Source organism: Streptomyces sp. NBC_01306, from assembly GCF_026340465.1.
Taxonomy (GTDB): domain Bacteria; phylum Actinomycetota; class Actinomycetes; order Streptomycetales; family Streptomycetaceae; genus Streptomyces.
Genome location: NZ_JAPEPC010000001.1, coordinates 449,110 through 472,781 on the forward strand (window position 1 = coordinate 449,110; position 23,672 = coordinate 472,781).

A 23,672-nucleotide genomic window follows, 5' to 3' on the forward strand; every position below is an offset into this window, starting at 1 on the left:
ACGTACGGGAGGTGCGGGACGTACGGGAAGCAGTGGTCCGGCTCATCGGGCGGCCCCCTTGTGTGCCGTGGGATTCGCGGCCGTCCTCGACGGGGACCCGTACACGTCACCGACCGCCGGGAGCGGCAGCGTGGGCAGCGACTTCCGCTGTGACGGCTGTACGGGGACCAGGCCGTCGAGCCCCGCGCCGGCCGGGACCCCGCCGGCGGCTCCGGTCGCCGTTCCGGCCGTGGACGCCGCGCCCGCACCGCCGAGTCGGCCGTTCATGCTGATCTCGTTGAGGTTGCCCCGGCCGTCGATGGTGCGGTGCACGGGGTCGTAGGCGTTGAGGAGGTTCCCGGCCGCGAGCGGCGCGTCGTCCAGCATCTCGGCGAGCGAGGCCCGCTGTTCGACCAGCGTGTCGGTGATGGGCCGCAGCCGGCTGACGCTCTTCTTGAGGGACCCGCGGTTCTCCTCGATGAAGGTCTTCACCTGGCCGAGCGCGGTGCCCAGTTCCTTCAGGGCGGTCCCGAGATCGTCCTTGTCGTCGTTGAGGAAGCCCGAGACCGTGGCGAGCTGCTGCTCCGCCGTGTGCACCTTTCCGTCGTTGCCCTTGAGCATCGTGGTGAAGGACTGGAGGTAGGCGAGGGTGTCGAAGAGGTTGCCGCTGCTCTTGTCGAGTGTCTTGGCCGCCTTGCCGAACTGCTCGATCGAGTCGCCGATCGCCTTGCCGTTGCCCTTCAGGTTGGCCGCGCCGGTCTTGAGCAGATCGTCCAGCGCACCCTTCGAGTTGGCGCCCTTCGGCCCGAGTGCGGTGGCCAGCTGGGTGACGCTCGCGTACAGCTGGTCGACCTCGACGGGGGTGGCGTTGCGGTCCGCCGCGAGTGTGGCCCGGTCCTTGAGCTGCGGGCCGCCGGCGTACGCGGGTGACAGCTGGACGTACCGGTCGGCGACGATGCTGGGCGCGACGATCAGGGCGCGGGCGTCGGCCGGCACCTTCACGCCCTTGTCGAGGGCGAGGACCACCCGTACCTCCCGGCCCTCCGGCCGCACGGAGTCGACCCGGCCCACCTTGACTCCGAGAATCCGCAGGTCGGAGCCTGCGTAGAGGCCGGTGGCCCGGTCGAAGTAGGCGGTGATCCGGTGGCCTCCCGCACTGTCGAGGGCCATGACCCCGGTGGTGGTCACTCCCGCGACCAGGACGAGCCCGGCCCCGATCCCCACGAACCGCCTGGTGGTGTGGTTCATCGGCTGCTCCCCTGGCTCTGCCGGGGCGACACACATCCGGTGGCCGGAGGTGTGCCCGCGGGCAGGTAGTTCTTCGGGACGAGCCCGCAGATGTAGCTGTCGAACCAGCGCCCGTTGCCCAGGGTGTTGCCGACGAGCCGGTAGTAAGGACCGGCCAGGGACAGCGCCTTGTCCAGGCTCTTGCGGTTCTTCAGCAGGACGGCCGTGACCTTGTCGAGCGCGGTCAGGGTGGGCTTCAGCTGCTTGTTGTTGTCCTTGACCAGGCCGGTCAGTTCCGTACCGAGGTCGGTGGTGCCGGTGAGCAGCCGGCGGATGGAGTCCCGCCGGTTCTGGATCTCGCCGAGCAGCAGATTGCCGTCCTTGAGGAGGGCGTCGAAGCTGCTGTTCTTGTCGGAGAGGGTCTTGGTGAGCTGTTTGCTGCCCTTGAGCAGCTTGGCCAGTTCGGCGTCGCGCTGCGAGACCGTCCGCGACAGCGCGGAGAGGCCGGTCGCCGCGTTCTTCACGTCGGGGGGCGAGTCCTTGAAGGTGTCCGAGATCGTCTCGAAGCTCTTCGCGAGCTGCTTGGTGTCGAGGTCGCCGATGGTGTCGCTGAGTCCGCTGAACGCCTGGGTGACGTCGTACGGCGATGTGGTGCGGCTCAGCGGGATCCGGTCCGACGGGTTCTGCGGCCCGGTGCCGACCGGGTCGAGTGCCAGGTACTTGTCGCCGAGCAGCGTCTTGATGGCGATGGCCGCCGTGCTGGAGTTCCCGACCCAGGCGTCCTTGACCTTGAAGGTCACCTTCACCTTGGCGCCGTCGAGCGCGACCGCTTTCACCTGGCCGACCCTGACCCCGGCGATCCGTACCTCGTCGCCGGGGCCGATCCCCGCCGACTCGGTGAAGTCGGCGGTGTACGTGGTGCCGCCGCCGATGAAGGGCAGCGAGTCGGCGCGGTAGGCGGCGAGCCCGATCAGGGCGAGCACCAGCAGTCCGACCACGCTCACGGCGACCGGGTTGCGCTCCCGTACGGGTTTGAGCCGCGGGAGCCGCAGGCGGGGCGCGTTCATCCCTGGCACCTCGATTCGGTGACCGCGATGCCGGTGGGCGGCTTGCTGCCGTCCGATGTGGTCACGCCCGTCACGCGGGCCTCGCAGAGATAGAGGTTGAGCCACGATCCGTAGGAGGCGAGCCGGGTGACGGCCTGCATCTTGCCGGGTGTGTTCCGCAGGAAGTCCTGGAGCTGCGGGGTGCCGTCGCCCAACTGCTTCGACACCCTGCCGAGTTCGCTGATGTCCTTCTTCAGCGGCGCCCGGCCGTCCTGGAGCAGTCCGGCGGTCGAGGTCGTCAGTGCGCCCATCGCGGTGATCGCGTCCCCGAGGGGCTTGCGGTCCCCGGCGAAGCCGGTGACGAGCTGCTGGAGGGTGACGACGAGGTCGTTGAAGTCCGACTCCCGGTCGTTGACCGTCGTCAGTACCGTGTTGAGGTTCTTGATGACCTGGCCGATGACCTTGTCCTTGGCGGCGACCGTGGTGGTCAGCGATCCGACGTGCTGGAGCAGGCTGTCGACGGTGCCGCCCTCGCCCTGGAGCACCTGCACGATGGAGTTGGCGAGCTGGTTCATCTCGGCCGGGGCCAGCCCCTGGAGGAGCGGCTGGAACCCGTTGAACAGCTCGGTGAGGTCCAGGGCCGGTGTGGTGTGCGAGAGCTGGATGGTGTCGCCGGGCGGGAAGTGCTTCCCGACGGGCCCGGTGCCCTGCTCCAGGTCGACGTACCGCTGGCCGACCATGTTGAGGTACTTGATCGACGCGGTCACCGAAGCGGGCAGGGTGCGCCCCTTGTCCACCGCGAAGCGCACCTCGGCGAGCCGCCGGTCGGCGACCTTCACGGACTCGACCTGGCCGACCTTCACCCCGGCGATCCGTACGCTGTCCCCGGCGATCAGGCCGGTGGCGTCGGTGAAGCGCGCCCGGTAGGAGACGGTGTCGCCGACATCCGTGTTGGCGATGCTCAGCCCGAGTACCACGGTGGCCAGCGAGGTCACCAGGACGAAGACCAGGGACTTGACGAGCGGAGCCGTCAGGCTGCGGCGCTTCACTTGAGCCTCACCTCCGCACCGCGGAAGACCGGGCCGGCCAGCAGGCTGCTCCAGTCGGGAAGGGACTGCGCCGAAGCCTTCGCGCCGGGGGCAAGGAGTTCGTTGACGAGCTGGTTCTCCTGGGGCGAGTTGGGCAGCCCGAGGCTGTCCGACTTCTTCGCGCCGGTGGCGGCGGTCGGCACGGTCTTGCCGATGTAGGGGACGGAGTAGCAGTGCGGCCCGCCGCTCGCGGTGTAGGACGGGGTGTCCCGGCCCGGTGTGTACTTCCCGAGTGAGGGGACGGAGACGAGGCTGACATGCAGTCCCGGCTCGTCCGTTCCCTTGCCGAGTGCCTTGTCCATGGCGGGGACGAAGCCCGCCAGGGTGCTCAGGGTGCAGGGGAATTCGGGGGCGTACTTCGCGAGGAGTTCCAGGGTGGGCCGGCCGGTCGCGGAGAGCCGGATGATGTTGTCCTTGTTCTGCTGGAGGAAGGCCGTGACGTCCTGGGCGGTTCTGGTGGTGGTGCCGTACAGGCCCGCCAGTTCGGCCTGCTTCTCGGCGAGCGTCGAGCTGGTGGTGGTGAAGTCGGTGAGCGCGCTGAGGATGTCGGGCGCCGCGTCGGAGTAGACCTTGGTGACCTTCACCAGTTCCGCGATGTCCCGGTTGAGCGTGGGCAGTTGAGGGTTGAGCTTCTTCAGGTAGGTGTCGAGGGTGACGAAGGTGTCGCCGAGCTGCTGCCCCCGGCCGCTCAGGGCCTGCGAGACGGCGGTCAGCGTGGCGGAGAGCTTCTGCGGCTCGACCGCGGTGAGCAGCGGCAGCACATGGTCGAGCACCTGCTCCAGCTCGATGGCGTTGCGCGAGCGGTCCTGCGGGATGGTGTCGCCCGCCTTGAGCGCGCGGGTGGACGCGTGGGCCGGCGGTACGAGTGCGACGTACCGCTCACCGAACAGTGTCGTCGGCAGCATCTGCGCGGTGACGTCGGACGGGACCTGGCCCAGCTTGTCCGGCTGGATGGCGAGGGTGAGCCGGGCGCCGCCGCCGTCCGAGCTGATGCCGCGCACCTGCCCGATGACGACACCGCGCAGCTTCACATCGGCGTTGAGGTGCATCTCGCTGCCGACGGTGTCGGTGTCCACCCGGACCGTCGCCGAGTCGGTGAAGTCCTTCTGGTACACGGCGATCGACAGCCAGATCAGCAGGGCGGGGACCACGATGAAGACCACGCCGGCGAGCCTGCGCCGTACGGTCCGCGCGTTCATCCGGCCACCTTCACGGTCGTGGTGGCGCCCCAGATGGCGAGGGAGAGGAAGAAGTCGGTGACGCTGATGAGCACGATGGCGTTGCGCACCGAACGGCCGACCGCCACCCCGACCCCGGCGGGGCCGCCGGTGGCGCGGAACCCGTAGTAGCAGTGGGCCAGGATCACCAGCACGCTGAAGATCAGCACTTTGAGCACCGAGAGCAGGACGTCGTCCGGGGAGAGGAACAGGTTGAAGTAGTGGTCGTAGGTGCCGGACGACTGCCCCTTGAAGAGGACGGTCACCAGACGGGACGCGACGTACGAGCTGAGCAGCCCCATCGCGTACAGCGGGATGATCGCGACGACCCCGGCGATGATCCGGGTGGTGACGAGGTACGGCATGGAGCGCACCCCCATCGCTTCGAGGGCGTCCACCTCCTCGTTGATGCGCATCGCGCCGAGCTGTGCGGTGAAGCCCGCGCCGACGGTCGCGGAGAGGGCGAGTCCGGCCACCAGTGGGGCGATCTCGCGGGTGTTGAAGTACGCGGAGATGAACCCGGTGAAGGCGGCGGTGCCGATCTGGTTGAGCGCGGCGTATCCCTGGAGGCCGACGACCGTCCCCGTGAAGAGGGTCATGCCGACCATCACGCCGATGGTGCCGCCGATGACTCCGAGGCCCCCGCTGCCGAAGGCGACCTCGGCGAGCAGCCGCTGGACCTCTCTGATGTAGCGGCGAAGGGTACGCGGGATCCAGATGAGCGCCCGTACGTAGAAGACGAGTTGGTCGCCGGAGCGGTCGAGCCAGCCGAGCATGGACATCTCTCAGCTCCCCTTCGCGGGGACGATCTGGAGATAGACCGCCGTGAGGACCATGTTCACGAAGAACAGCAGCATGAAGGTGATGACGACGGACTGGTTGACCGCGTCCCCGACACCCTTGGGGCCGCCCCTGGGGTTCAGACCTCGGTAGGCGGCGACGATCCCCGCGAGGAACCCGAAGATCAGCGCTTTGACCTCGCTGATGTAGAGGTCGGGCAGCTGGGCGAGCGCGGAGAAACTGGAGAGGTAGGCGCCCGGTGTGCCGTGCTGAAGGATCACGTTGAAGAAGTAGCCGCCGAGTGTGCCGACGACCGAGACCAGTCCGTTCAGCAGGACCGCCACGAACATGGTGGCGAGCACCCGGGGGACGACGAGGCGCTGGACGGGTGAGACGCCCATGACCTCCATCGCGTCCAGCTCCTCGCGGATCTTCCGGGAGCCGAGGTCGGCGCAGATCGCCGAGCCGCCGGCGCCCGCGATGAGCAGCGCGACGATCAGCGGGCTGGCCTGCTGGATGACGGCGAGCACGCTCGCTCCGCCGGTGAAGGACTGGGCGCCGAGCTGCTGGGTGAGCGAGCCGACCTGGAGGGCGATGACCGCGCCGAAGGGGATCGAGACCAGGGCGGCGGGCAGGATGGTGACGCTCGCGATGAACCAGAACTGCTCGATGAACTCCCTTACCTGGAAGGGTCTTCGGAAGACGGCCCGGGTCACGGTGGCTCCGAGGGCGAAGAGCTTCCCGGTCTCGCGCAGCGGGGCGAGCACCCGCAGCGGCGGGCGGGGCTGCCGGTAGTCGGCGGCCTTGCCCCCGCCGCCGTCCGCGGACGGCTCGGACGGTCGGACCGGTACCTGTGCGGTCATGGCCGGCCACCGCCGGAGGCCGGGGCCGCGTAACTCCTGAGGATGGCGGTGCGCGCCGCTTCGGGCAGCTCCGCCATCATGCCCAGCACGCGTTCCCTGCGGCGCAGCACCGCCTGGCGCTCCGGCAGCCCTTCGGACGGTTCGAGCTGCGGGACGATGGGCCGCGGCGCCTGCGGGCGGGAGCCGGCCGCGCTGCGCTGCTCGGCCGCGAGGGTCGCCGCGTCCTTCTCCTCGGACATCCCGATCGGCCCTTCGCGCCGGCCGCTCAGGAACTGCGCGACCACCGGCTCCTCGCTGGTGAGGAGCAGTTCGCGGGGCCCGAAGGTGACCAGGTTGCGCAGGAAGAGCATCCCCATGTTGTCGGGCACGGTGGCCGCGATGTCGAGATTGTGGGTGACGATCAGCATCGTCGCGTCGAACTGCGCGTTCAGATCGATGAGGAGCTGGGAGATGTACGACGTACGGACCGGGTCGAGTCCGGAGTCCGGTTCGTCGATGAGGATGATCTGGGGGTCGAGTACGAGGGCGCGCGCGAGACCGGCGCGCTTGCGCATTCCGCCGGATATCTCCCCCGGCAGCTTCTCCTCCGCGCCCAGGAGGCCGACCATGTCCATCCGCTCCATGACGATGCGGCGGATCTCGGACTCCTTCTTCCTGGTGTGCTCCCGGAGCGGAAAGGCCACGTTGTCGAAGAGGGTCATCGATCCGAAGAGTGCACCGTCCTGGAACATCAGGCCGAAGAGCTTGCGGGTCTCGTAGATGTCGCGCTCGGGGCTGTTCACCATGTCGACGCCGTTGATGAGCACACTGCCCCGCTCGGGTTTCAGCAGCCCGATCAGAGACTTCAGGAACACGGTCTTTCCGGTGCCGGAAGGGCCGAGCATCACACTGACTTCACCGGCCGGGAGCGTGAGTGTCACGTCCTGCCAGATTCTCTGCTTGCCGAAAGACTTCGTGAGCCCTTCAACAACTACTTCGATTCCCATCTCACCTCCTGCATGCACTCACGAAGTGACAGAAGTGCGCCGAGAGGCGCACGTTAAGTTCACCGGCGCCGCCGGGACAAGCCCTTGAACAGGTAACTCCCCAAGAAATTGAGCTACTTGTCATGAGGTGACAAGCCCGTGCGGAAACCTTGTTGAAAAGTGCTCACTCACAGCATGGACGCAGGTGAGGGACTTACACCCGGCCTCAACCGGCCGAGAGGTTCGCGGAGAGCGACGTTACGGCCGGGTAACCTGGGGCCGCAATAGCCAGCCCCGCAAGTTTTGTCCCGGCATCTCGCCGCCGCCCTCCCCTTTGCGGTAACTGAGCAGCTCAGCAAGGAAATTCATCCAGAAGTGATAAATTCCGCGAGCAGGATTGTGCAGCGGTGTTTCCCGCCAGTAACCTCACGGCTCGGTGAATTCACACCTGTTCCGGCACGCCGCAGACCCATCAGGTCCGAGTACGGCACCGCCTTCCGGCCGGCTGCCGAAAAAGGGGAAGACATGAGATCCGTTTCCACCCGGTCGCGTCTGGGGCTGCTCGCCGGCTCCACCGCCCTCGCCGCATTTGTGTCCGTGGGCACGGCCACCGCGGCCAGCGGGCCCGTGAACCTCAACGGCAGCTGGGCGCCGTTCTCCCGGTGCCCCGTGGACGCTCCGGCGATGCTGGCCGCCGACGGGCAGAGCGACACCGCGCTCTGCGTCTCCTCGCACTCGGCGAACGGCTCCATCAAGCTCGGCAACTCCGTCGTGCCCACCGGAGCGAGCGATCTGCAACTCGGCGTGATCACCCACCCCGACGGCTCATCGACGCTGGTCTCCCCCGCGGGCGGCGCCCTGGTGGCCGACTCGGCACAGCTCCCGGGCGGCCTGCTGGGCCTGATGTGCCCGAGCAACGTCCCGTTGGTCAGCGGCATCTGCCACCAGATCACCGACAACAGCCTCAACCGGGTCACCGCCACCATCGAATCGGTGAACAACCCGAGCGACTTCACCCTGCTGGCCGGGGCCACCACGGGGAAGCCGATCGTGACGCTGCCGGTGCGGATCCATCTGCAGAACCCGTTCCTCGGCGACAAGTGCTACATCGGCACCTCGTCGGACCCCATCCTGCTGCGCCCGCAGAACGTCACCGCCCCGACCCCCGGCACCGAGGCGTTCGACGCCGACGGCACCGCCGACCCGAACGGCGCCCTGGGCCGGATCAACCTCATCGGCGCGAACCAGGGCGACTCGGCCTACGCGGTCCCCGGCGCCAGCGGTTGCGGGCTGGACCTGCTGAACTGGGCGGTGAACCTGAAGACGGCGCTGCCGTCCGCATCGGGCAAGAACAGCGTGACCCTGAACAGCGCTTCGACCTATGTCGCCACCCTCAACGACCCGGCGAGCGTCGCCCCTGGCGAGGGCAAGGCACTCTCGGACGCCTGGCACTCGGCCGTACGACCCTGACGGGTCTCGCCACACCTGCCCCGATGGGGCCGCCCCGGCTGCGGGGGCGGCCCCATCGGCCTGCCGGGCCCGGTGATGCGGCCCGGCACAGCGCCCGGTGCCGACAACCAGCCATTCATGGCGAGCGGTCGGCACGACGGAGCGTCACCTCACGGCTTGGAGGTCCCGGAGCCCGGCAGCTCGGGCATATCGGGCGGGCAGAGATTGTTGGGCGAGTCAGGAATGCAGGTCGTCCCCTGATTCATCTCAATACTGTTCCCGGGCCCCGAGAGTGATGCGGTGAAAAGCGGATCCAGGTCCTCACCGTTCGCACCGCACCCGGAGAACTTGGGAATGTCTATCGTGCCGTCGAGCGTGCCGCCGTAGAAGACATTCGTGTATTTGGCACCGCCGTTGAGAACCACCTTGTACGGTGTCGCGGTTCTGCACGCACTGCCGACATCCAGTGGAGTCCCGTTCACCTTCACGTCGTACAGCCGCAGGGACTGTTTGAACGAGATCACCGAGAACACACTCGTGCCGACATTCCCGGTCGATATGGTGACCGGCCCTGTCTCGAAATGCACCTTCGCCGTGACCGGCTGGAAGCCGAACGTCAGGAACGTCGATTCGGCGTCGGGGAGCCGCAGGTCCGCGAGTGAGTCGAGCCGCAGATAGAGGCCACCCGGCTGGACGCTCGACCGCACCGAGGAGTGGACGACCGCCAGCACGCTGATCGTCACCGGCTTGCGCTTCGGGTCATTGATGATCATCGCGCCGTTGAGCTTGCTGACGTTGGCCACCCCGAGGGCGTACGCGCAGCCCGGACTCCCGGGCAGGTCGTACTCCCCGGGTGTGGCACCCGGCGGCGCCACGGGCGCGTCGCTGATGTCGACCTTGCCCTTCGGTATCACGGTCGGGCACTTGCCCACCGGGGCGGGGTCGGACCGGGGCTGCACCGTGACACCGCCGTCCGCGTCCTTCCGTCCCTTCCCGCCGGCCGGCGTGCTGGCTCCCGGGCTGCCCGGCGAGGTGGCGGGACCGGTGCTCCCGGCCCCCGGTACCGGAACGGTCCCCAGCCGCAGGTCCTGGCCGGCGGCCGGCTCGCAGACCAGCGGGACCGGCTCCGGGGCGCCCTGCTGTCCGGTGCCGGGCGTCGCGGTCAGCAGCCCGAGCTTCAACTCACCTGCGGCCAGGGTGACATCACCCGTGCCGCCGACCGTGACGGTGGGCACCGGGCCCGAGTGGACGAGCCGCACATCGCCCTCCGCCGGAACAGGCGTACTGGGCGCGGCGAGATCCGACCACATCGCCGTGGCCGACTGGTCGTTCTGGCTCACCTTGACGGCGAGTGAGCCGGTGCTCAGCACCGCGTCGGTGTCCTTCGGCAGCAGCGCCGCGAGATCCCCGCGGGCCAGCCCGACCGTGACCTTCACCGGCCCCGGCTGCACGGGTTTGCCGGCCTCGGCGGATGCCGGCAGGTTCATCGCCACCTCGACGGTGGCACGGCCGGAGCCGGAAGGGAGACCGCAGTCGTACGAGAGGGTGGCCGGGGTGCCGCCCTCACCGGCGGCCGAGCCGTTGCCGGCCAGCAGTCCGGCGACGAGCGCGGCCGCCGCGGCCGAGGCCAGCCGTACCGGCCGCCTGCCGCCCTTCGCAGGTGTCCTGGGATTCATGCCGGCCCTGTCCCTCCGCCTCATACGGTCTTGTCGCTGTACGGGTCTGGTCGCTGTACGGTCCGGTCGCTGCTCTGCCGCGCGGTCCTGCCGGCTGCCGGGCCGCAAACGTGAAATCCGGGCCGGAGGCAGTCCTGCCGCCTCCGGCCCGTAGCGCTGTGCCCACCCGCGTTACGGCGTGCTGATCACCGGCAGGGTGCTCACCGCGTACGAGGCGTTGAAGCTCGCCACGTCACCGTTGTTGATGAGTCCGAGGCAGCTCGCGCCGGACGCGACCAGGCCGTTGCCCGTGCCGTCGATCACCAGGGCGTGGGCCGTGTTGTCGTAGTGGCCGTTGACCGTACCCGTGAAGTCGGCCGCGCAGCCGACGCCCGAGATGTGCGCCGAGATGGCGCTGACGGTGCCGTTGACCCAGGTCGGGTGGGTGGAGTTCATGCTGACCGCGTTGATCTTCCACGGGGTGGCCTTCATCGTGACGTTGAAGGTGATGCCGGCCACGCTGCAGCTGGTGAACTTGATGGTGCCGATGGTGCCGATCCCGGCGCCGTCGGGGCTCGTCGCCTGGAGCGAGCCCGCGGTCACGTCGGACGACGCACAGTTCAGAGTCGCCGCGGGCACCGCCAGTGAGGGGTTGACGGCGTGCGCGGTGTAGGCGCCGGAGTGGGTGACCGTCCACGAGGACGTGGCGGTGGCCGATGCCGATGTCGCGGCCAGCCCGACGGCCGCACCGATGGCGGCGGTCACGACTGCGGCTCTTGCGGCAAGCTTGTGCATGGTGTGATTTCCCTTCGTGGCGTCTTGATCAGATTCCCGGAGTTCCGTCCCCGAAGAACGGAACCCCCACGAGGTTCACTTGGCCGGAAGGCGGTTTCGTCCCGGGCGACCGTTTGTCCCGACCGTGCGGCGATGACGCTACGATTGAGTAACCTGAGTCCGCAATGGCCTGTACGAAGAAATCCGGGGGCGGGTTCTCCGTGGTGGATTTCCTGTTGTCCGGCGAGTAAGCGCCGAGGTCCGCATTAGCTGAATGTGAGTAATTCCGCGTGGCCCGCCGTGTGACCGGGTGACAGTTGCCCGTTCCTGGCCCGGCCGGCTCCCGGCATCACAGCACTCGTTCCGGCCGGCGCCTTTTTCTTGTCAGCAAATGACAAAGGAACGCGCCGAAACCGGAGAGGAATTGACCGGCCGGTCCGTCCGGCGCCCGGAACCCACGCCATGGATTGGCTGGATACGCTCCCCCGCTCACCTCCGGCCCTGTCGTGGTTGTGTCCACCGGCCCCCGCCTTCGGCTATGTTCGGCAGCCCAAATTGGTACGCACCTGAAGGTCTCCGGGAGCGCTCTCCCGTCGGCCACCCCCACCGGGCGCCGGAGAGCAAGGGGTCGAGGAATGCCGGGAGTTGCACAACCCTCGGACATCGGAGAACCACTGGGACCGCTCCCCCAGGAGTTCGCGGCCGTCATGCGGCCCGAACTCCCCAGCCTGATCAAAGAGATCGGGCTTGAGGTCACCCGCGCCTACCCCGAGTACGCACGGCTGCTCGAAGGCCCCTACGCCCAGGGCATCCGGATCGGCGTGGAGCAGAACATCTCCGTCTTCGTCGACCAGGTCGCCGAGCCCACCGCGTCGTCCGCGCTGCGGGACGAGATGTGCCGGAGATTCGGCCGGTTCGAGGCGTACGAGGGCAGGAGCCTGGACCAGCTCCAGGGCGCGTACCGGCTCGGCGCCCGGATCGCGCTGCGGCGGGCGAAGCGGGTGGGGCGGCGCTACAACCTCTCCCCCACCCTGATGCTCACCTTCGCCGACGCGCTGTTCACCTATGTCGACGAACTCGAAGCGCTGTCCCGCGAGGGCTATCTGGAGGTCAGGACGGCCGGCGGGGACCAGCTGGACAACCAGCGGCGCCGCCTGCTGCATCTGATTCTCGCGGGCTCGCCGGTACCCCGCGCCGCCATCGCCGAACTCGCGGAGCAGACCTGCTGGACACTGCCCGAACAGGTCACCCTGGTCGCCCTGCGACCGCCCGCGGGTATCCCTTCCGCCCTTCTGGACAACGATGTCCTCGCCGATCTGGCGGAGCCGCAGCCCCATCTGCTGATCCCCGGGCCGTACGACGAGCGAAGACAGCACATGCTCGACGCCGCACTCCCCGGAGCGCACCGCACCATCGGCATCGACGTCCCCCTCGCGAACGCCGCGGACTCGCTCCGCTGGGCCCGCCGGGTGCTCGACCTCGTCGACACCGGCATCATCGGGGACGCCCCGACGATCCGCTGCGAGGACCACCTGGTGACCCTCTGGCTGCTCTCCGACCGGGCGCTCCTCGAACAACTGGCAGGGCGGGAACTGGCCCCCGTCTCCCACCTCACCGCGAACCGCAAGGACCGTCTCCTGGAGACGCTGCACGCCTGGCTCGCGACTCGCGGCACCGCCGCCCAGCTGGGTGAGGTCCTGGATGTGCACGCACAGACCGTCCGCTACCGGATGCGCACCCTGGAGAGCATCTTCGGACAGCAACTGTCCGATCCGGAGCGGCGGTTCGCCCTGGAGATCGTCCTGCGCGCGATGCGGCTCGAATCGAGCGGCAGCTGATCCCGGCGAGCGCCCTCCGGATCCGGGCTCTTCCGGGCGCCGGCCCGGCGGCCGGACCGCCACCTTGCCCGTACGCCCGCCGCGCCATAACGTGACCTCCCGGTAAATTTACTCGGTAGTAAGGAAGCGCTCGTGGCGGACAACATCAGCGAGAGACTGGCGGAGCTGGATTTCGCTTCCGTCACTCCGCAGGAGTTCGCGAAGATCATCAAGGGGCTCTCCCCCAGGCAACTCGGCGAAATCGCCCGCGGTGACCTGCGACGGCAGGTACTCGCGGAGGTATTCGGGCGCGTGGAGCGGCAGTTCCGCCCGGACAGCGCCGGTTCGCTCGCCGCCGTGATCCGCTGGAAGATCACGGGCGAGAGCGACGTGGTGTACGAGACCACGATCGCCGACGGCGTGTGCACCGTCGCCGAGGGCCGCTCGGAGGCCGATCCGCGTCTCACACTCACCATGGGCGACGCCGATTTCCTCAAGCTGGTGTCCGGCAACGCGAGCCCGGTGACCCTCTTCATACTGCGCAAGGTCAAGATCGCGGGAGACCTGGGCCTGGCCTCGGGGCTCACCCGGTACTTCGACATCCCCAAGGCCTGAGAGCCACGCACTGACAACACGGGTACCGCCGAAACACGGGTACCGCCGAACGGCCGAACCTCACGGCGCGGCGATCGCCGGTCCGGCCTCCTGCGTATGCGCCGTTCGCGCGCCGGTGTGAGGGTGCCACTGTGACGACCGCCAGCAGTCCGGCCCCTGCCGCACCCCCGGTACTCGACGTCCGGCAGCGGAACATCGTGTTCGGCACGATCATGCTGGGTGTGCTGCTGGCCGCTCTCGACCAGACGATCGTCGGTACCGCGCTGCCGACGATCGTCTCGGACCTGGGCGGGGCGTCGCACATGTCCTGGGTGGTCACCGCGTATCTGCTCGCCGAGACGGTGGCGACCGTCCTGGTCGGCAAGTTCGGTGACCTCTTCGGCCGCAAGCTGGTCTTCCAGGTGTCGGCGGTCATCTTCATCACGGGCTCGTTCCTGTGCGGCCTGGCGACGGACATGTCCCTGCTGATCGCCTGGCGTGCGGTCCAGGGCATCGGCGCTGGCGGGCTGATGGTCACGGCGATGGCCCTGATCGCGGATGTCATCCCGCTGCGCGAACGCGGCAAGTACCAGGGCGCGATCGGTGCCGTCTTCGGGGTGTCCACGGTGATCGGCCCGCTGCTCGGCGGTGTGTTCACGGACCATCTGACCTGGCGCTGGGCGTTCTACGTCAACGTCCCGATCGCCGTCCTGGTGGTGATCGCGGCCGCCCGCAACATCCCGTCCGTCAGATCCGCCGGCCGGCCGGTCATCGACTACCTGGGCATCTCGCTGGTCACGGTCGGGGCGAGCGCGCTCATCCTGGCCACCAGCTGGGGCGGCAACCAGTACGCCTGGGGCTCCGGCGCCATCATCGGGCTGTTCGTGCTCGGCCTGGCCGCGCTCGCGCTGTTCTGCGTCGTCGAGACACGTGCGGCGGAACCGATGCTGCCGATGCGGCTGTTCTCGAACCCGGTGTTCGCGGTCTGCTCGATCCTCAGCTTCATCGTCGGCTTCGCGATGCTCGGGGCGATGACCTTCCTGCCGACCTATCTGCAGTACGTCGACGGTGACTCGGCGACGATCTCCGGAGTGCGGACGCTGCCGATGGTCATCGGGCTGCTCATCGCCTCCGTGTTCAGCGGGAACGTCGTCAGCAAGACGGGCAACTACCGGATCTTCCCCATCGTCGGAGCACTGGTGATGGCGGCGGGGCTGTTCCTGATGTCCCGGATGGGCCCGCACTCGGGGGTGTGGCGCGAGTCGCTGTACATGTTCGTGCTCGGCCTCGGCATCGGGCTCTGTATGCAGGTGCTGACCATCGCCGTGCAGAACACCGTCGACTACGCCGATCTGGGCACCGCGACGTCCGGGGTGACGTTCTTCCGTACGCTCGGCAGCGCCTTCGGTACCGCGGTGTTCGGCACCATCTACGCCAACACCCTCAAGCCGAAGCTCGGTACGGCCATCGGCCAGGCAGCGGCGGTGTCCGGTACCGGGCCGGTGCGGATCGCCCGCGCCGCCCAGGACCCGAAGTCGCTGCACAGGCTGCCCGGCCCCACGGCGGCCCCGATCATCGAGGCGTACGCGCACACCATCCACACCGTCTTCCTGTGGACGGTGCCGGTCGCGCTCATCGGTTTCGTCGTGGCGCTGTTCCTGAAGCAGGTGAAGCTCCGCGACTCCGCCCGCGCCGGGTCGACCGACATGGGTGAGGGCTTCGCCGCACCCGCGTCCGGGGACTCGGCCACGATGCTGGAGTTCTCCGTCGCGAAGATCCTGCACAGCCAGGGCCCGGACTCCGCCCGCCGGATCGTCGCGGAGTCCGACACCCGGCTCGACGTGGCGGGCGCCTGGGCCGTGATGCAGGTCGAGCTGCTCACCCGGCTGGTCGGGCACGCGAGCATCGGGGTGACCGCCGCCCGGTACCGGATCCCGCCGGAGGTGCTGGTGCCGGTCTTCGACCGGATGGTCGACGAGGGCTACCTCACCCGGGACGGCAACCTCTTCTCGCACACCGAGGCCGGCCGCCGGGAGGCCGGGACGATCACTGCGGCCTGGGCGCACTGGCTGAACACCCGGCTGGAGGCGGACACCGGCAGGCCGCGCAGCGCCGAGCTGCGGGCGGCGGCGGACGCCATCGCCAAGCGGCTGCTCGCCGAGGACCTGGCCACCGGTCTGCCGCACGCCCGCGGGACGGCCCCGGCCGCGCGCTGACCCGGGCCCGGCGCAGCCCCGCCCGGGGAACATCGCAGGCCAGGGGGGCTCGGGATCCGGACGCCGGGCGTTCTTTCATAATGGTGTTCGGGGCCTTCGCGGCGAAGGCCCCGGACGACCACGACAGTCCGGCCCGCCGACCGGATCAGCAGCGCCCATTCCTGGAGGAAGAGCCCCATGAGCGAGGAGCACCCGGAACGGCGCCCGGCCGGCGAGCTGGAGGCGAGCGTGCTGGCCGTGCTGTGGGCTGCCGGGGATCCGCTGACCCCCGCCGATGTGCAGCGCACCCTCGGCAGCGGGCTGGCCAGGACCACCGTGACGACGATCCTGAGCCGGCTGCACGACAAGGGGTGGGTCACCAGGTCCCGCGAGGGCCGCGGCTTCGCCTACACCCCGACCGAGGACTCCCCCGGGCTCACCGCCCGCCGGATGCACTCCGAGCTGGAGAAGGAGCAGGACCGCTCCACGGTGCTCGCCCGTTTCGTCTCCCGGCTGAGCTCCGACGACGAGCGGCTGCTGCGCGAGCTGCTGGAGAGCGAGGGCAAGTGATCTACGCGGTGTGGGTACCCCTGCTGATGCCGCTGCTCGTGGCGCCCGCCGCCCGGTGGCTCGCCGAGCTGCTGGCGCCGCGGCAGGCCGTCCGGCTGCTGACGGCGGCGGCGCTCACGCTCGGCTGCTGCTCGGCCACGGCGCTGGGGCTGCTCGTCGTGGCGGGTCTGCTGCGGCTCCCGCCCGTAGCCGCCCTCGGCCGGCTGATCCACCCGGTGGGCGGTGACGGGCCGGACACCACCGTCGTCGCGGCCGTGGCGGCCGGTGCCGCGCTCGCCGTCGGCGCCACCGCGCTGGTACGGACCGTGCTGCGGCAGCGCGCCGAGCTGCGCGCGGCCCGGCGGCAGGTCGGGGCCGGCGGCGAACTGGCCGTGGTCCGGGACACCGCCCCCGACGCGTACGCGCTGCCCGGCCGCCCCGGCCGGATCGTCGTCACCACCGGGATGCTGCAGGCCCTGGCACCGGCCGAGCGCGAGGCGCTGTTCGCCCATGAGCGCGCGCACCTCGCCGGGCGCCACCACCTCTTCATCGCGGCGGCGGAGCTGGCCGCGCTCTGCCACCCGGCGCTGCGCGGACTGCGGGCACCGCTCGGTTACGCCCTGGAGCGCTGCGCCGACGAGTCGGCGGCCGGGGCGGTCGGCGACCGGTCCCTCGCGGCCCGTGCCATCGGCCGCGCCGCGCTGGCCGGCCACCGGGTGCCCGCCGCGCGCCCCAGCGTCGTACTGGCCGCCACGGCCGGCCCTGTCCCGCGCCGGGTCGCGGCGCTCCTGGGCCACCGTCCGGCCGGCACCCCGGACCGCGGGTGGCACGGACGGGCCGCCCGTGCTCTCGCCGGGGCGCTGCTGGTGTGCCTCTCGCTGTCGGCGGGCGGAGCGCTCGACGCCGCGACGGATCTGCACGGCGGCATCGAGGCGGCCCAGGCCGCGTCCGGCCACCACTGACTGCGTCCGGCCACCACTGACGCGTAACGCGGCGGCGGCACCGGGCGGGCCCCGGCCGAATGCCCCGCTCAACACCCCTGCTGCGCCGCCCGACCGGCGATTAGCATCTCGAAGATGTTGACGAACTGGGCGGGGAACATCGCCTTCACGGCACAGCGCATCGACCGGCCCACCACCCTCGACGAGCTCCGCGCGCTCGTCGCCGCCTCCGCCCGGGTGCGCGTGCTGGGCAGCGGCCACTCGTTCAACACCATCGCGGACACCGACGGCACGCTGGTCTCGGTGGCCGGACTGCCCCCGGAGATCGAGGTGGACCGGGCCGCGTCCACGGTCCGGGTCGCGGCGGGCGTACGGTACGCCGAGCTGGCCAGGGAGGTGCACGCGCACGGGCTGGCCCTGCCCAACATGGCCTCCCTCCCGCACATCTCCGTGGCGGGCTCGGTGGCCACCGGCACCCATGGGTCCGGGACCGCGCTCGGCGGGCTGGCCACCGCGGTCAGGGAACTCGAACTGGTCACCGCCGACGGCGAGCTGCGGACGACCGGCCGCGACCGGGACGGCGAGCGCTTCGCCGGGTCCGTGGTCTCGCTGGGCGCGCTCGGCGCCGTCACCTCGCTCACCCTGGATCTGGTACCGGGTTTCGAACTGGCGCAGCGGGTCCGCACCGGGCTGCCCCTGTCGGTCCTGGACGAGCACTTCGACGCGGTGACATCGGCGGCGTACAGCGTCAGTCTCTTCACCGACTGGAGCGGTCCGCACTTCGGACAGGTGTGGCTCAAGTACGTGGCCGGCCGCGAGCCCGAGTTCCCCTGGGCCCCCGAGGCGCCGGGTCCGCTGCACCCCGTACCGGGTGTGCCGCCCGTGCACTGCACCCAGCAGCAGGGAGTGCCGGGGCCGTGGCACGAGCGGCTGCCGCACTTCCGGGCCGGGTTCACACCGAGTTCGGGCGAGGAGATCCAGTCGGAGTATCTGGTGGACCGGCGCCACGGGCTCGCCGCGCTGCACGCCGTCGACGCGGTCCGGGACGTGGTCGCACCGCTGCTGCAGGTCTGCGAGGTGCGGACGGTGGCCGCCGACGACCTGTGGCTGAGTCCGGCCTACGGTCACGACACGGTCGGGCTGCACTTCACCTGGGTCAGGGACACCGTGGCCGTACTGCCGGTGCTCCGCCTGCTCGAAGAGCGTCTTGAGCCGTTCGCCGCGCGTCCGCACTGGGGGAAGCTGTCCACCGTGCCGGCCGGGCGGCTTCCCGCGCTCTATCCGAAGCTGGCCGACTTCCGGGCCCTGGCCAGGGAGTACGACCCGCAGGGCAAGTTCACCAACGCCTTCCTGGCGCCGCTGCTCGATGATGCCCGAGCATCGAACACAAGCCTGTCGTAAGGGCGTTGTCGCGCGCATCCGGCCCGGGAGACCCCAGAGCGAGGAGAGCAGCACCGATGAGCACCCCGTACTACGAAGACGTGTCCCCCGGCACCGGCGCCCTTCCGGCGCGTGCCAGGTACGCGGCATCCGATGCCATGACCCTGTCGCTGAACGGAAGGTGGCGCTTCCGGCTCTCGCCGACCGCGGACGCGGCCGACGACTCGTTCGCCGCGCGGGGGTACGACGCCGGGAGCTGGGACGAGGTGGCGGTCCCCGGCCACTGGGTCCTCCAGGGACATGGTGCGCCGATCTACACCAACCATCTCTACCCCTTTCCGGTCGACCCGCCGCGCGTACCGACCGGCAACCCGACCGCCGACCATCTGCACACGTTCGACCTGCCGTCCCAGTGGCCGTCGGCCGGAGACGCCGTGCTGCGGTTCGACGGGGTCGAGTCGTGCGCCCGGGTCTGGCTGAACGGCGAGGAGCTGGGCGAGTTCAAGGGCAGCAGGCTGCCCCACGAGTTCGCGGTGGGCGCGCTGCTGCGGCCCGGCGGCAATGTGCTCGCGGTCCGCGTCCACCAGTGGTCGTCCGGGTCGTATCTGGAGGACCAGGACCAGTGGTGGCTGCCGGGCATCTTCCGCGATGTCACGCTGCTGCACCGCCCGGAGGGGGCCGCGGCTGACTTCTTCGTGCACGCCGGCTACGACCAGGTGACCGGCCGGGGCACCCTGCGGGTGGACAGCACGGTTCCGGGCCGGGTGACCGTCCCGGAGCTCGGGGTCGAACTGGCGGCCGGTGACGAGGTGTCGGTGCCGGTCGAGCCGTGGACGGCGGAGACCCCGAGGCTGTACGACGGTGAACTGGCCACCGCGGGTGAGCGGGTGGCGCTGCGCATCGGCTTCCGTACGGTCCGGGTCGAGGACGGCGTCATCAAGGTCAACGGGCGGCGGATCCTCTTCCGCGGGGTGAACCGCCACGAGTTCCACCCGGACACCGGCAGGACGCTGGACCTGGAGACCATGCGGGCCGATGTGGTGCTGATGAAACAGCACAACATCAACGCGGTGCGCACCAGCCACTACCCTCCCCACCCGGACTTCCTCGGACTCTGCGACGAGCTGGGGCTCTGGGTCGTCGACGAGTGCGACCTGGAGACCCACGGCTTCACCGAGCAGGACTGGCGGGGCAATCCGGTCGACGACGAGCGCTGGACCCCCGCCCTGCTGGACCGGGCGGCCCGCATGGTGGAGCGCGACAAGAACCACCCCTCGGTCGTCATCTGGTCGCTGGGCAACGAGTGCGGGACCGGGCGCGGGCTCACCGCGATGGCGGACTGGATCCGGGACCGCGACCCGGACCGGCCCCTCCACTACGAGGGCGACCGGTCCTGCGCGGACACCGACATGTACTCGCGGATGTACGCCTCGCACGCCGAGGTGGCGGCCATCGGCCGCGGCGAGGACGGCGGGCCCGCGGAGCGGCGCCAACTCCCCTTCATCCTCTGCGAGTACGGGCACGCCATGGGCAACGGCCCCGGTGGCCTCACCGAGTACCAGCAGCTCTTCGACGCGTACGAGCGCAACCAGGGCGGCTTCGTCTGGGAGTGGATCGACCACGGCCTGACCCACCCCGCACTCGGCTACGCGTACGGCGGTGACTTCGGCGAGGAACTGCACGACGCCAACTTCGTCTGCGACGGGCTGCTCTTCCCGGACCGCACCCCGTCCCCCGCTCTCGCCGAGTACAAGAAGGTCATCGAGCCGGTCGGTATCGAAGGCGACGGAGCGGCGGGGACGGTCCGTATCGTCAACCGCTACGACTTCACCGGTCTGTCGCACCTGGTCTTCGAGTGGTCGTACGAGGTGGCGGGCGGGACCGTGAGCGCGGGCGTCCTCGACATACCGGAGCTGGCACCCGGCAAGCGGGCCGAGGTACCGCTCCCCGCCCCGCCGGACACGGACCGGGACGCCGAGAGCTGGTGGACGGTGCGGGCGCTGCTCGCCGACGGCAGCCGCCACGAGGTCGCCTGGGCGCAGCTGCCCGCCGCGCCCGGCCGGCGGGCGGGCGTGGCGGTGCCGGAGAGCAGCGGCCCGCGCCGCGCCGGGGAGCTGATCACGCTCGGCCCGGCCGTCTTCGACGCGCGCACCGGGGAGTTGCGGACGGTCGGGCGCCCGGCTCTGCGGGAGCTGCGGCTGGACGTCTGGCGGGCGCCGACGGACAACGACAACGGTACGGACCCGGTGACCGGCGCCCGTTACGGGCAGCTCTGGCGCGAGCTGGGGCTGCACCGGATGCAGCACCGCCTGGACGCCGTCGAGCTGTCCGGCACCGCGCTGACGGTACGGACCAGGGTGGCGCCCGCGGCGCGGGACGCCGGACTGCTGACCGTGTACCGGTGGACCAGTGACGGGACCCGGCTGCGGCTCACGGTGTCCGTCACGCCCGACGGCGCGTGGAATGTGCCCCTCCCACGGCTCGGGATCCGCTTCGTGCTGCCGGCCGGCGCCGAATCTGCCGTCTGGTGCGGCGGCGGCCCGGGAGAGGCGTATCCGGACACCCGGGCGGCGTCGAGGCTCGGCCGGTGGGAGTCGTCGGTCGACGCCCTCCAGACGCCGTACGTCCGTCCGCAGGAGAACGGCGCCAGGGCCGACGTCCGGTGGGCCGCGATCGGGGGCGTACGGGTGGCGGGCGACCCGGAGTTCGGCTTCACGGCACGCCGCTGGACGAGCGAGCAGCTCGACGCGGCGGAGCACCGCACGGACCTGCGCCCGGCCGGCCGGCAGGTCTGGGTGAACCTCGACCACGCCCAGCACGGCATCGGCTCGCAGTCCTGCGGTCCCGGCGTCCTCCCGCAGCACCAACTCCATGCGGGGCCGGCCGAGTTCAGCTTCACCTTCACCGAGGACACAGAGTCGGCCATCGTCACCGGCGAGACCGGTGAGCCCGTGTCCTGAACCGGTACGCACACCGGGCCGGGCCGGGCCGGGTCGGGCCGCGCACCCCGGCGCCCCGCCCGGTGTGCGGTCAGCCCGTGGGCAGTCCGGCCGAGGCCGCGACGAGGGCGTCGAGGAGCGGCCGGAACAGCGGATGCTCCTCGGCGCCGCGCCGTACGGCGGCGAACACCCGGCGGGTGGCGGCCGGGCCCTCCACCGGGCGGACCACCGTGTCCTTCAGCTCCATCCCGCGCAGCGCCGAGCGGGGCACCAGCGCGACCCCGGCGCCCGCGCCGGCCAGCGCGACGACCGCCCTGAAGTCGTCCGAGGAGTGCACCAGCCGGGGCTGGAACCCGGCGCGCTCGCAGGCGAGGAGCACCACGTCGTGGCAGGGGTTGCCCGGATAGGGGCCGATCCACTCGCTGTCGGCCAGCTCCGCGAGGGTGACGTGCGGGCCCTGGCCGAGGGGGTCGCCCGCGGGCAGTACGGCGTCGAAGGGCTCGGCGTACAGCGGCACCCGGGCGAGCCTGCGGTCGTCCTCGCGGGGCGCCCCGCGGTACTCGACGGCCAGCGCCAGATCGGCCTCGCCGTCCAGGACGAGGGTGAGGCTCTCGTCCCCCTCGGAGTCCCTGGCCCTGACCCGGATGCCGGGGCTGCGCTCGGCGAGGGTGCGGATGGCCGGGGCCAGCACCTCGGCGATCCCGGTCGCGAAGGCGGCGACCGTGACCTCGCCGGAGACTCCGCCCGCGTACGAGGCCAGCTCGGCTTCGGCCCGCTCCAGCTGGGCGAGTACGGCGTGGGCGTGGGTGAGCAGGATCTCACCGGCGGCCGTCAGCCGTACCCCCCGGCCGCTGCGGGTCAGCAGCGCGTGCCCGGTCTCCTGCTCCAGCGCGGCGAGCTGCTGGGAGACGGCCGAGGGGGTCAGATAGAGCGCTGCGGCCGCGGCGGTCACCGTACGGTGGTCCGCCACGGCCCGCAGAATACGCAGGCGGCGGGGGTCGATCACCCTGCCATTGTCGCCCGTGCGTCGATGAACGCCGCCACGGCACGTTCCACGTCGGCGGTGGAGTGCGCGGCCGAGAGCTGGACCCGGATGCGGGCCTTGCCCATCGGGACCACCGGGTACGAGAAGCCGATCACGTAGACCCCGCGTTCGAGGAGCAGCTCGGCCATCCGGCCCGCCTCGGCCGCGTCGCCGATCATCACGGGGGCGATGGCGTGGTCACCGGGCAGGATCTCGAAGCCCGCGTCGGTCATCTTCGTACGGAACAGCCGGGTGTTGGCGTCGAGGCGTTCACGCAGCTCACCGGCCGACTCGATCAGGTCCAGGACCTTCAGCGACGCGGCGGCGATCACCGGGGCCAGCGAGTTCGAGAAGAGGTACGGGCGCGAACGCTGGCGCAGCAGGGCGACGATCTCGGCGCGGGCCGCGACATAGCCGCCGGAGGCTCCGCCGAGCGCCTTGCCGAGGGTGCCGGTGATGATGTCGACCCGGTCCATCACCCCGTGCAGTTCCGGGGTGCCGCGGCCGCCCGCGCCGACGAAGCCGACGGCGTGCGAGTCGTCCACCATGACCATCGCGTCGTAGCGGTCGGCCAGATCGCAGATCTCGGCGAGCGGGGCGACGTACCCGTCCATCGAGAACACACCGTCGGTCACGATGAGCCGGCGGCGGGCCCCGCCGTCGGCCGCTGCCTTGAGCTGCTGCTCCAGGTCGGCGAGGTCGCGGTTGACGTAGCGGAAGCGGCGGGCCTTGGAGAGGCGGATGCCGTCGATGATGGACGCGTGGTTGAGGGCGTCGGAGATCACCGCGTCCTCGGGGCCGAGCAGCGTCTCGAAGACTCCGCCGTTGGCGTCGAAGCAGGAGGAGTAGAGGATCGTGTCCTCCTGACCCAGGAAGGCCGACAGGCGCTGCTCCAGCTCCTTGTGGACGTCCTGGGTGCCGCAGATGAAGCGTACGGACGCCATGCCGTAGCCCCAGCGGTCCAGCGCGTCCTTGGCGGCGGCGACCACGTCCGGGTGGTCGGCGAGGCCGAGGTAGTTGTTGGCGCAGAAGTTCAGCACCTCGCCGGACGCGACGCCGACGGCGGCGCTCTGCGGGGTGGAGATGACACGCTCGGGCTTGAAGAGACCGGCTTCGGTGATCTCGTCGAGGGTGGCGCGCAGACCGTCGCGGACGGACTCGTACATCAGGGTGCTCCTCGTGGTGTTCGG

The 23,672-nt window shown here is 70.4% G+C and carries 19 protein-coding genes; 8 read left to right on the plus strand and 11 right to left on the minus strand.

Annotation, left to right across the window (positions count from 1 at the left end):
• Positions 1–42: 42 nt before the first annotated feature.
• The 7 genes from OG385_RS01920 to OG385_RS01950 are packed head-to-tail and all read right to left on the minus strand — an operon-like array spanning position 43 to position 7,186.
• Positions 43–1,227 (minus strand): MCE family protein, encoded by a 1,185-nt coding sequence (locus OG385_RS01920; protein WP_266851222.1) that lies wholly within the window; start codon positions 1,225–1,227, stop codon positions 43–45.
• Positions 1,224–2,273 (minus strand): MCE family protein, encoded by a 1,050-nt coding sequence (locus OG385_RS01925; protein WP_266851223.1) that lies wholly within the window; start codon positions 2,271–2,273, stop codon positions 1,224–1,226. Before OG385_RS01925 ends, OG385_RS01920 begins: the two co-directional genes overlap by 4 nt.
• The gene (locus OG385_RS01930; RefSeq protein WP_266851224.1) at positions 2,270–3,301 is read right to left on the minus strand and encodes an MCE family protein; all 1,032 of its coding nucleotides are present in this window, start codon (positions 3,299–3,301) and stop codon (positions 2,270–2,272) included. The genes OG385_RS01925 and OG385_RS01930 overlap by 4 nt, the downstream gene beginning before the upstream one ends.
• Complete coding sequence (locus OG385_RS01935; protein ID WP_266851225.1) at positions 3,298–4,539, minus strand: MCE family protein; 1,242 nt, start codon at positions 4,537–4,539, stop codon at positions 3,298–3,300. Before OG385_RS01935 ends, OG385_RS01930 begins: the two co-directional genes overlap by 4 nt.
• Positions 4,536–5,339, minus strand: a complete 804-nt coding sequence (locus OG385_RS01940; RefSeq protein WP_266851226.1) for an ABC transporter permease — start codon at positions 5,337–5,339, stop codon at positions 4,536–4,538. The genes OG385_RS01935 and OG385_RS01940 overlap by 4 nt, the downstream gene beginning before the upstream one ends.
• A gap of 3 nt (positions 5,340–5,342) precedes the next feature.
• Entirely contained in the window at positions 5,343–6,200 is an 858-nt protein-coding gene (locus OG385_RS01945; protein WP_266851227.1) for an ABC transporter permease, read from the minus strand.
• Positions 6,197–7,186, minus strand: a complete 990-nt coding sequence (locus OG385_RS01950) for an ABC transporter ATP-binding protein (protein ID WP_266851228.1) — start codon at positions 7,184–7,186, stop codon at positions 6,197–6,199. The genes OG385_RS01945 and OG385_RS01950 overlap by 4 nt, the downstream gene beginning before the upstream one ends.
• A gap of 504 nt (positions 7,187–7,690) precedes the next feature.
• Between OG385_RS01950 and OG385_RS01955 the strand changes: the two genes are divergently transcribed.
• Positions 7,691–8,635, plus strand: a complete 945-nt coding sequence (locus OG385_RS01955) for a hypothetical protein (RefSeq protein WP_266851229.1) — start codon at positions 7,691–7,693, stop codon at positions 8,633–8,635.
• 149 nt (positions 8,636–8,784) lie between these two features.
• On the opposite strand, the gene OG385_RS01960 is transcribed toward OG385_RS01955, so the two are convergent.
• A complete protein-coding gene (locus tag OG385_RS01960; protein ID WP_266851230.1) occupies positions 8,785–10,290 on the minus strand; it encodes a DUF6801 domain-containing protein in 1,506 nt (501 codons plus the stop codon).
• A 171-nt stretch (positions 10,291–10,461) separates the two neighbouring features.
• The gene (locus OG385_RS01965) at positions 10,462–11,034 is read right to left on the minus strand and encodes a hypothetical protein (RefSeq protein ID WP_266851231.1); all 573 of its coding nucleotides are present in this window, start codon (positions 11,032–11,034) and stop codon (positions 10,462–10,464) included.
• A gap of 644 nt (positions 11,035–11,678) precedes the next feature.
• Here OG385_RS01965 and OG385_RS01970 point away from each other — a divergent pair.
• The 7 genes from OG385_RS01970 (at position 11,679) to OG385_RS02000 (ending at position 21,479) form a co-directional block, all read left to right on the plus strand.
• Complete coding sequence (locus OG385_RS01970) at positions 11,679–12,881, plus strand: helix-turn-helix domain-containing protein (protein WP_266851232.1); 1,203 nt, start codon at positions 11,679–11,681, stop codon at positions 12,879–12,881.
• A 132-nt stretch (positions 12,882–13,013) separates the two neighbouring features.
• On the plus strand, positions 13,014–13,475 hold the full coding sequence (locus tag OG385_RS01975) for an SCP2 sterol-binding domain-containing protein (RefSeq protein WP_266851233.1): 462 nt from the start codon (positions 13,014–13,016) through the stop codon (positions 13,473–13,475).
• 131 nt (positions 13,476–13,606) lie between these two features.
• Complete coding sequence (locus tag OG385_RS01980; protein ID WP_266851234.1) at positions 13,607–15,670, plus strand: MDR family MFS transporter; 2,064 nt, start codon at positions 13,607–13,609, stop codon at positions 15,668–15,670.
• 177 nt (positions 15,671–15,847) lie between these two features.
• Positions 15,848–16,219, plus strand: a complete 372-nt coding sequence (locus tag OG385_RS01985; protein ID WP_266851235.1) for a BlaI/MecI/CopY family transcriptional regulator — start codon at positions 15,848–15,850, stop codon at positions 16,217–16,219.
• Positions 16,216–17,160, plus strand: a complete 945-nt coding sequence (locus OG385_RS01990; protein WP_266851236.1) for a M56 family metallopeptidase — start codon at positions 16,216–16,218, stop codon at positions 17,158–17,160. The genes OG385_RS01985 and OG385_RS01990 overlap by 4 nt, the downstream gene beginning before the upstream one ends.
• A 105-nt stretch (positions 17,161–17,265) precedes the next feature.
• Positions 17,266–18,540 carry an FAD-binding protein gene (locus OG385_RS01995; RefSeq protein ID WP_266860563.1) on the plus strand — a complete coding sequence of 425 codons (1,275 nt, stop codon included), beginning with the start codon at positions 17,266–17,268 and terminating at the stop codon, positions 18,538–18,540.
• A gap of 56 nt (positions 18,541–18,596) precedes the next feature.
• On the plus strand, positions 18,597–21,479 hold the full coding sequence (locus OG385_RS02000; RefSeq protein WP_266851237.1) for a glycoside hydrolase family 2 TIM barrel-domain containing protein: 2,883 nt from the start codon (positions 18,597–18,599) through the stop codon (positions 21,477–21,479).
• A gap of 70 nt (positions 21,480–21,549) precedes the next feature.
• On the opposite strand, the gene OG385_RS02005 is transcribed toward OG385_RS02000, so the two are convergent.
• Both OG385_RS02005 and OG385_RS02010 read right to left on the minus strand, forming a co-directional pair.
• A complete protein-coding gene (locus OG385_RS02005; protein ID WP_266851238.1) occupies positions 21,550–22,464 on the minus strand; it encodes a LysR family transcriptional regulator in 915 nt (304 codons plus the stop codon).
• Complete coding sequence (locus tag OG385_RS02010; RefSeq protein WP_266851240.1) at positions 22,461–23,648, minus strand: glycine C-acetyltransferase; 1,188 nt, start codon at positions 23,646–23,648, stop codon at positions 22,461–22,463. Before OG385_RS02010 ends, OG385_RS02005 begins: the two co-directional genes overlap by 4 nt.
• Positions 23,649–23,672 lie beyond the last annotated feature (24 nt).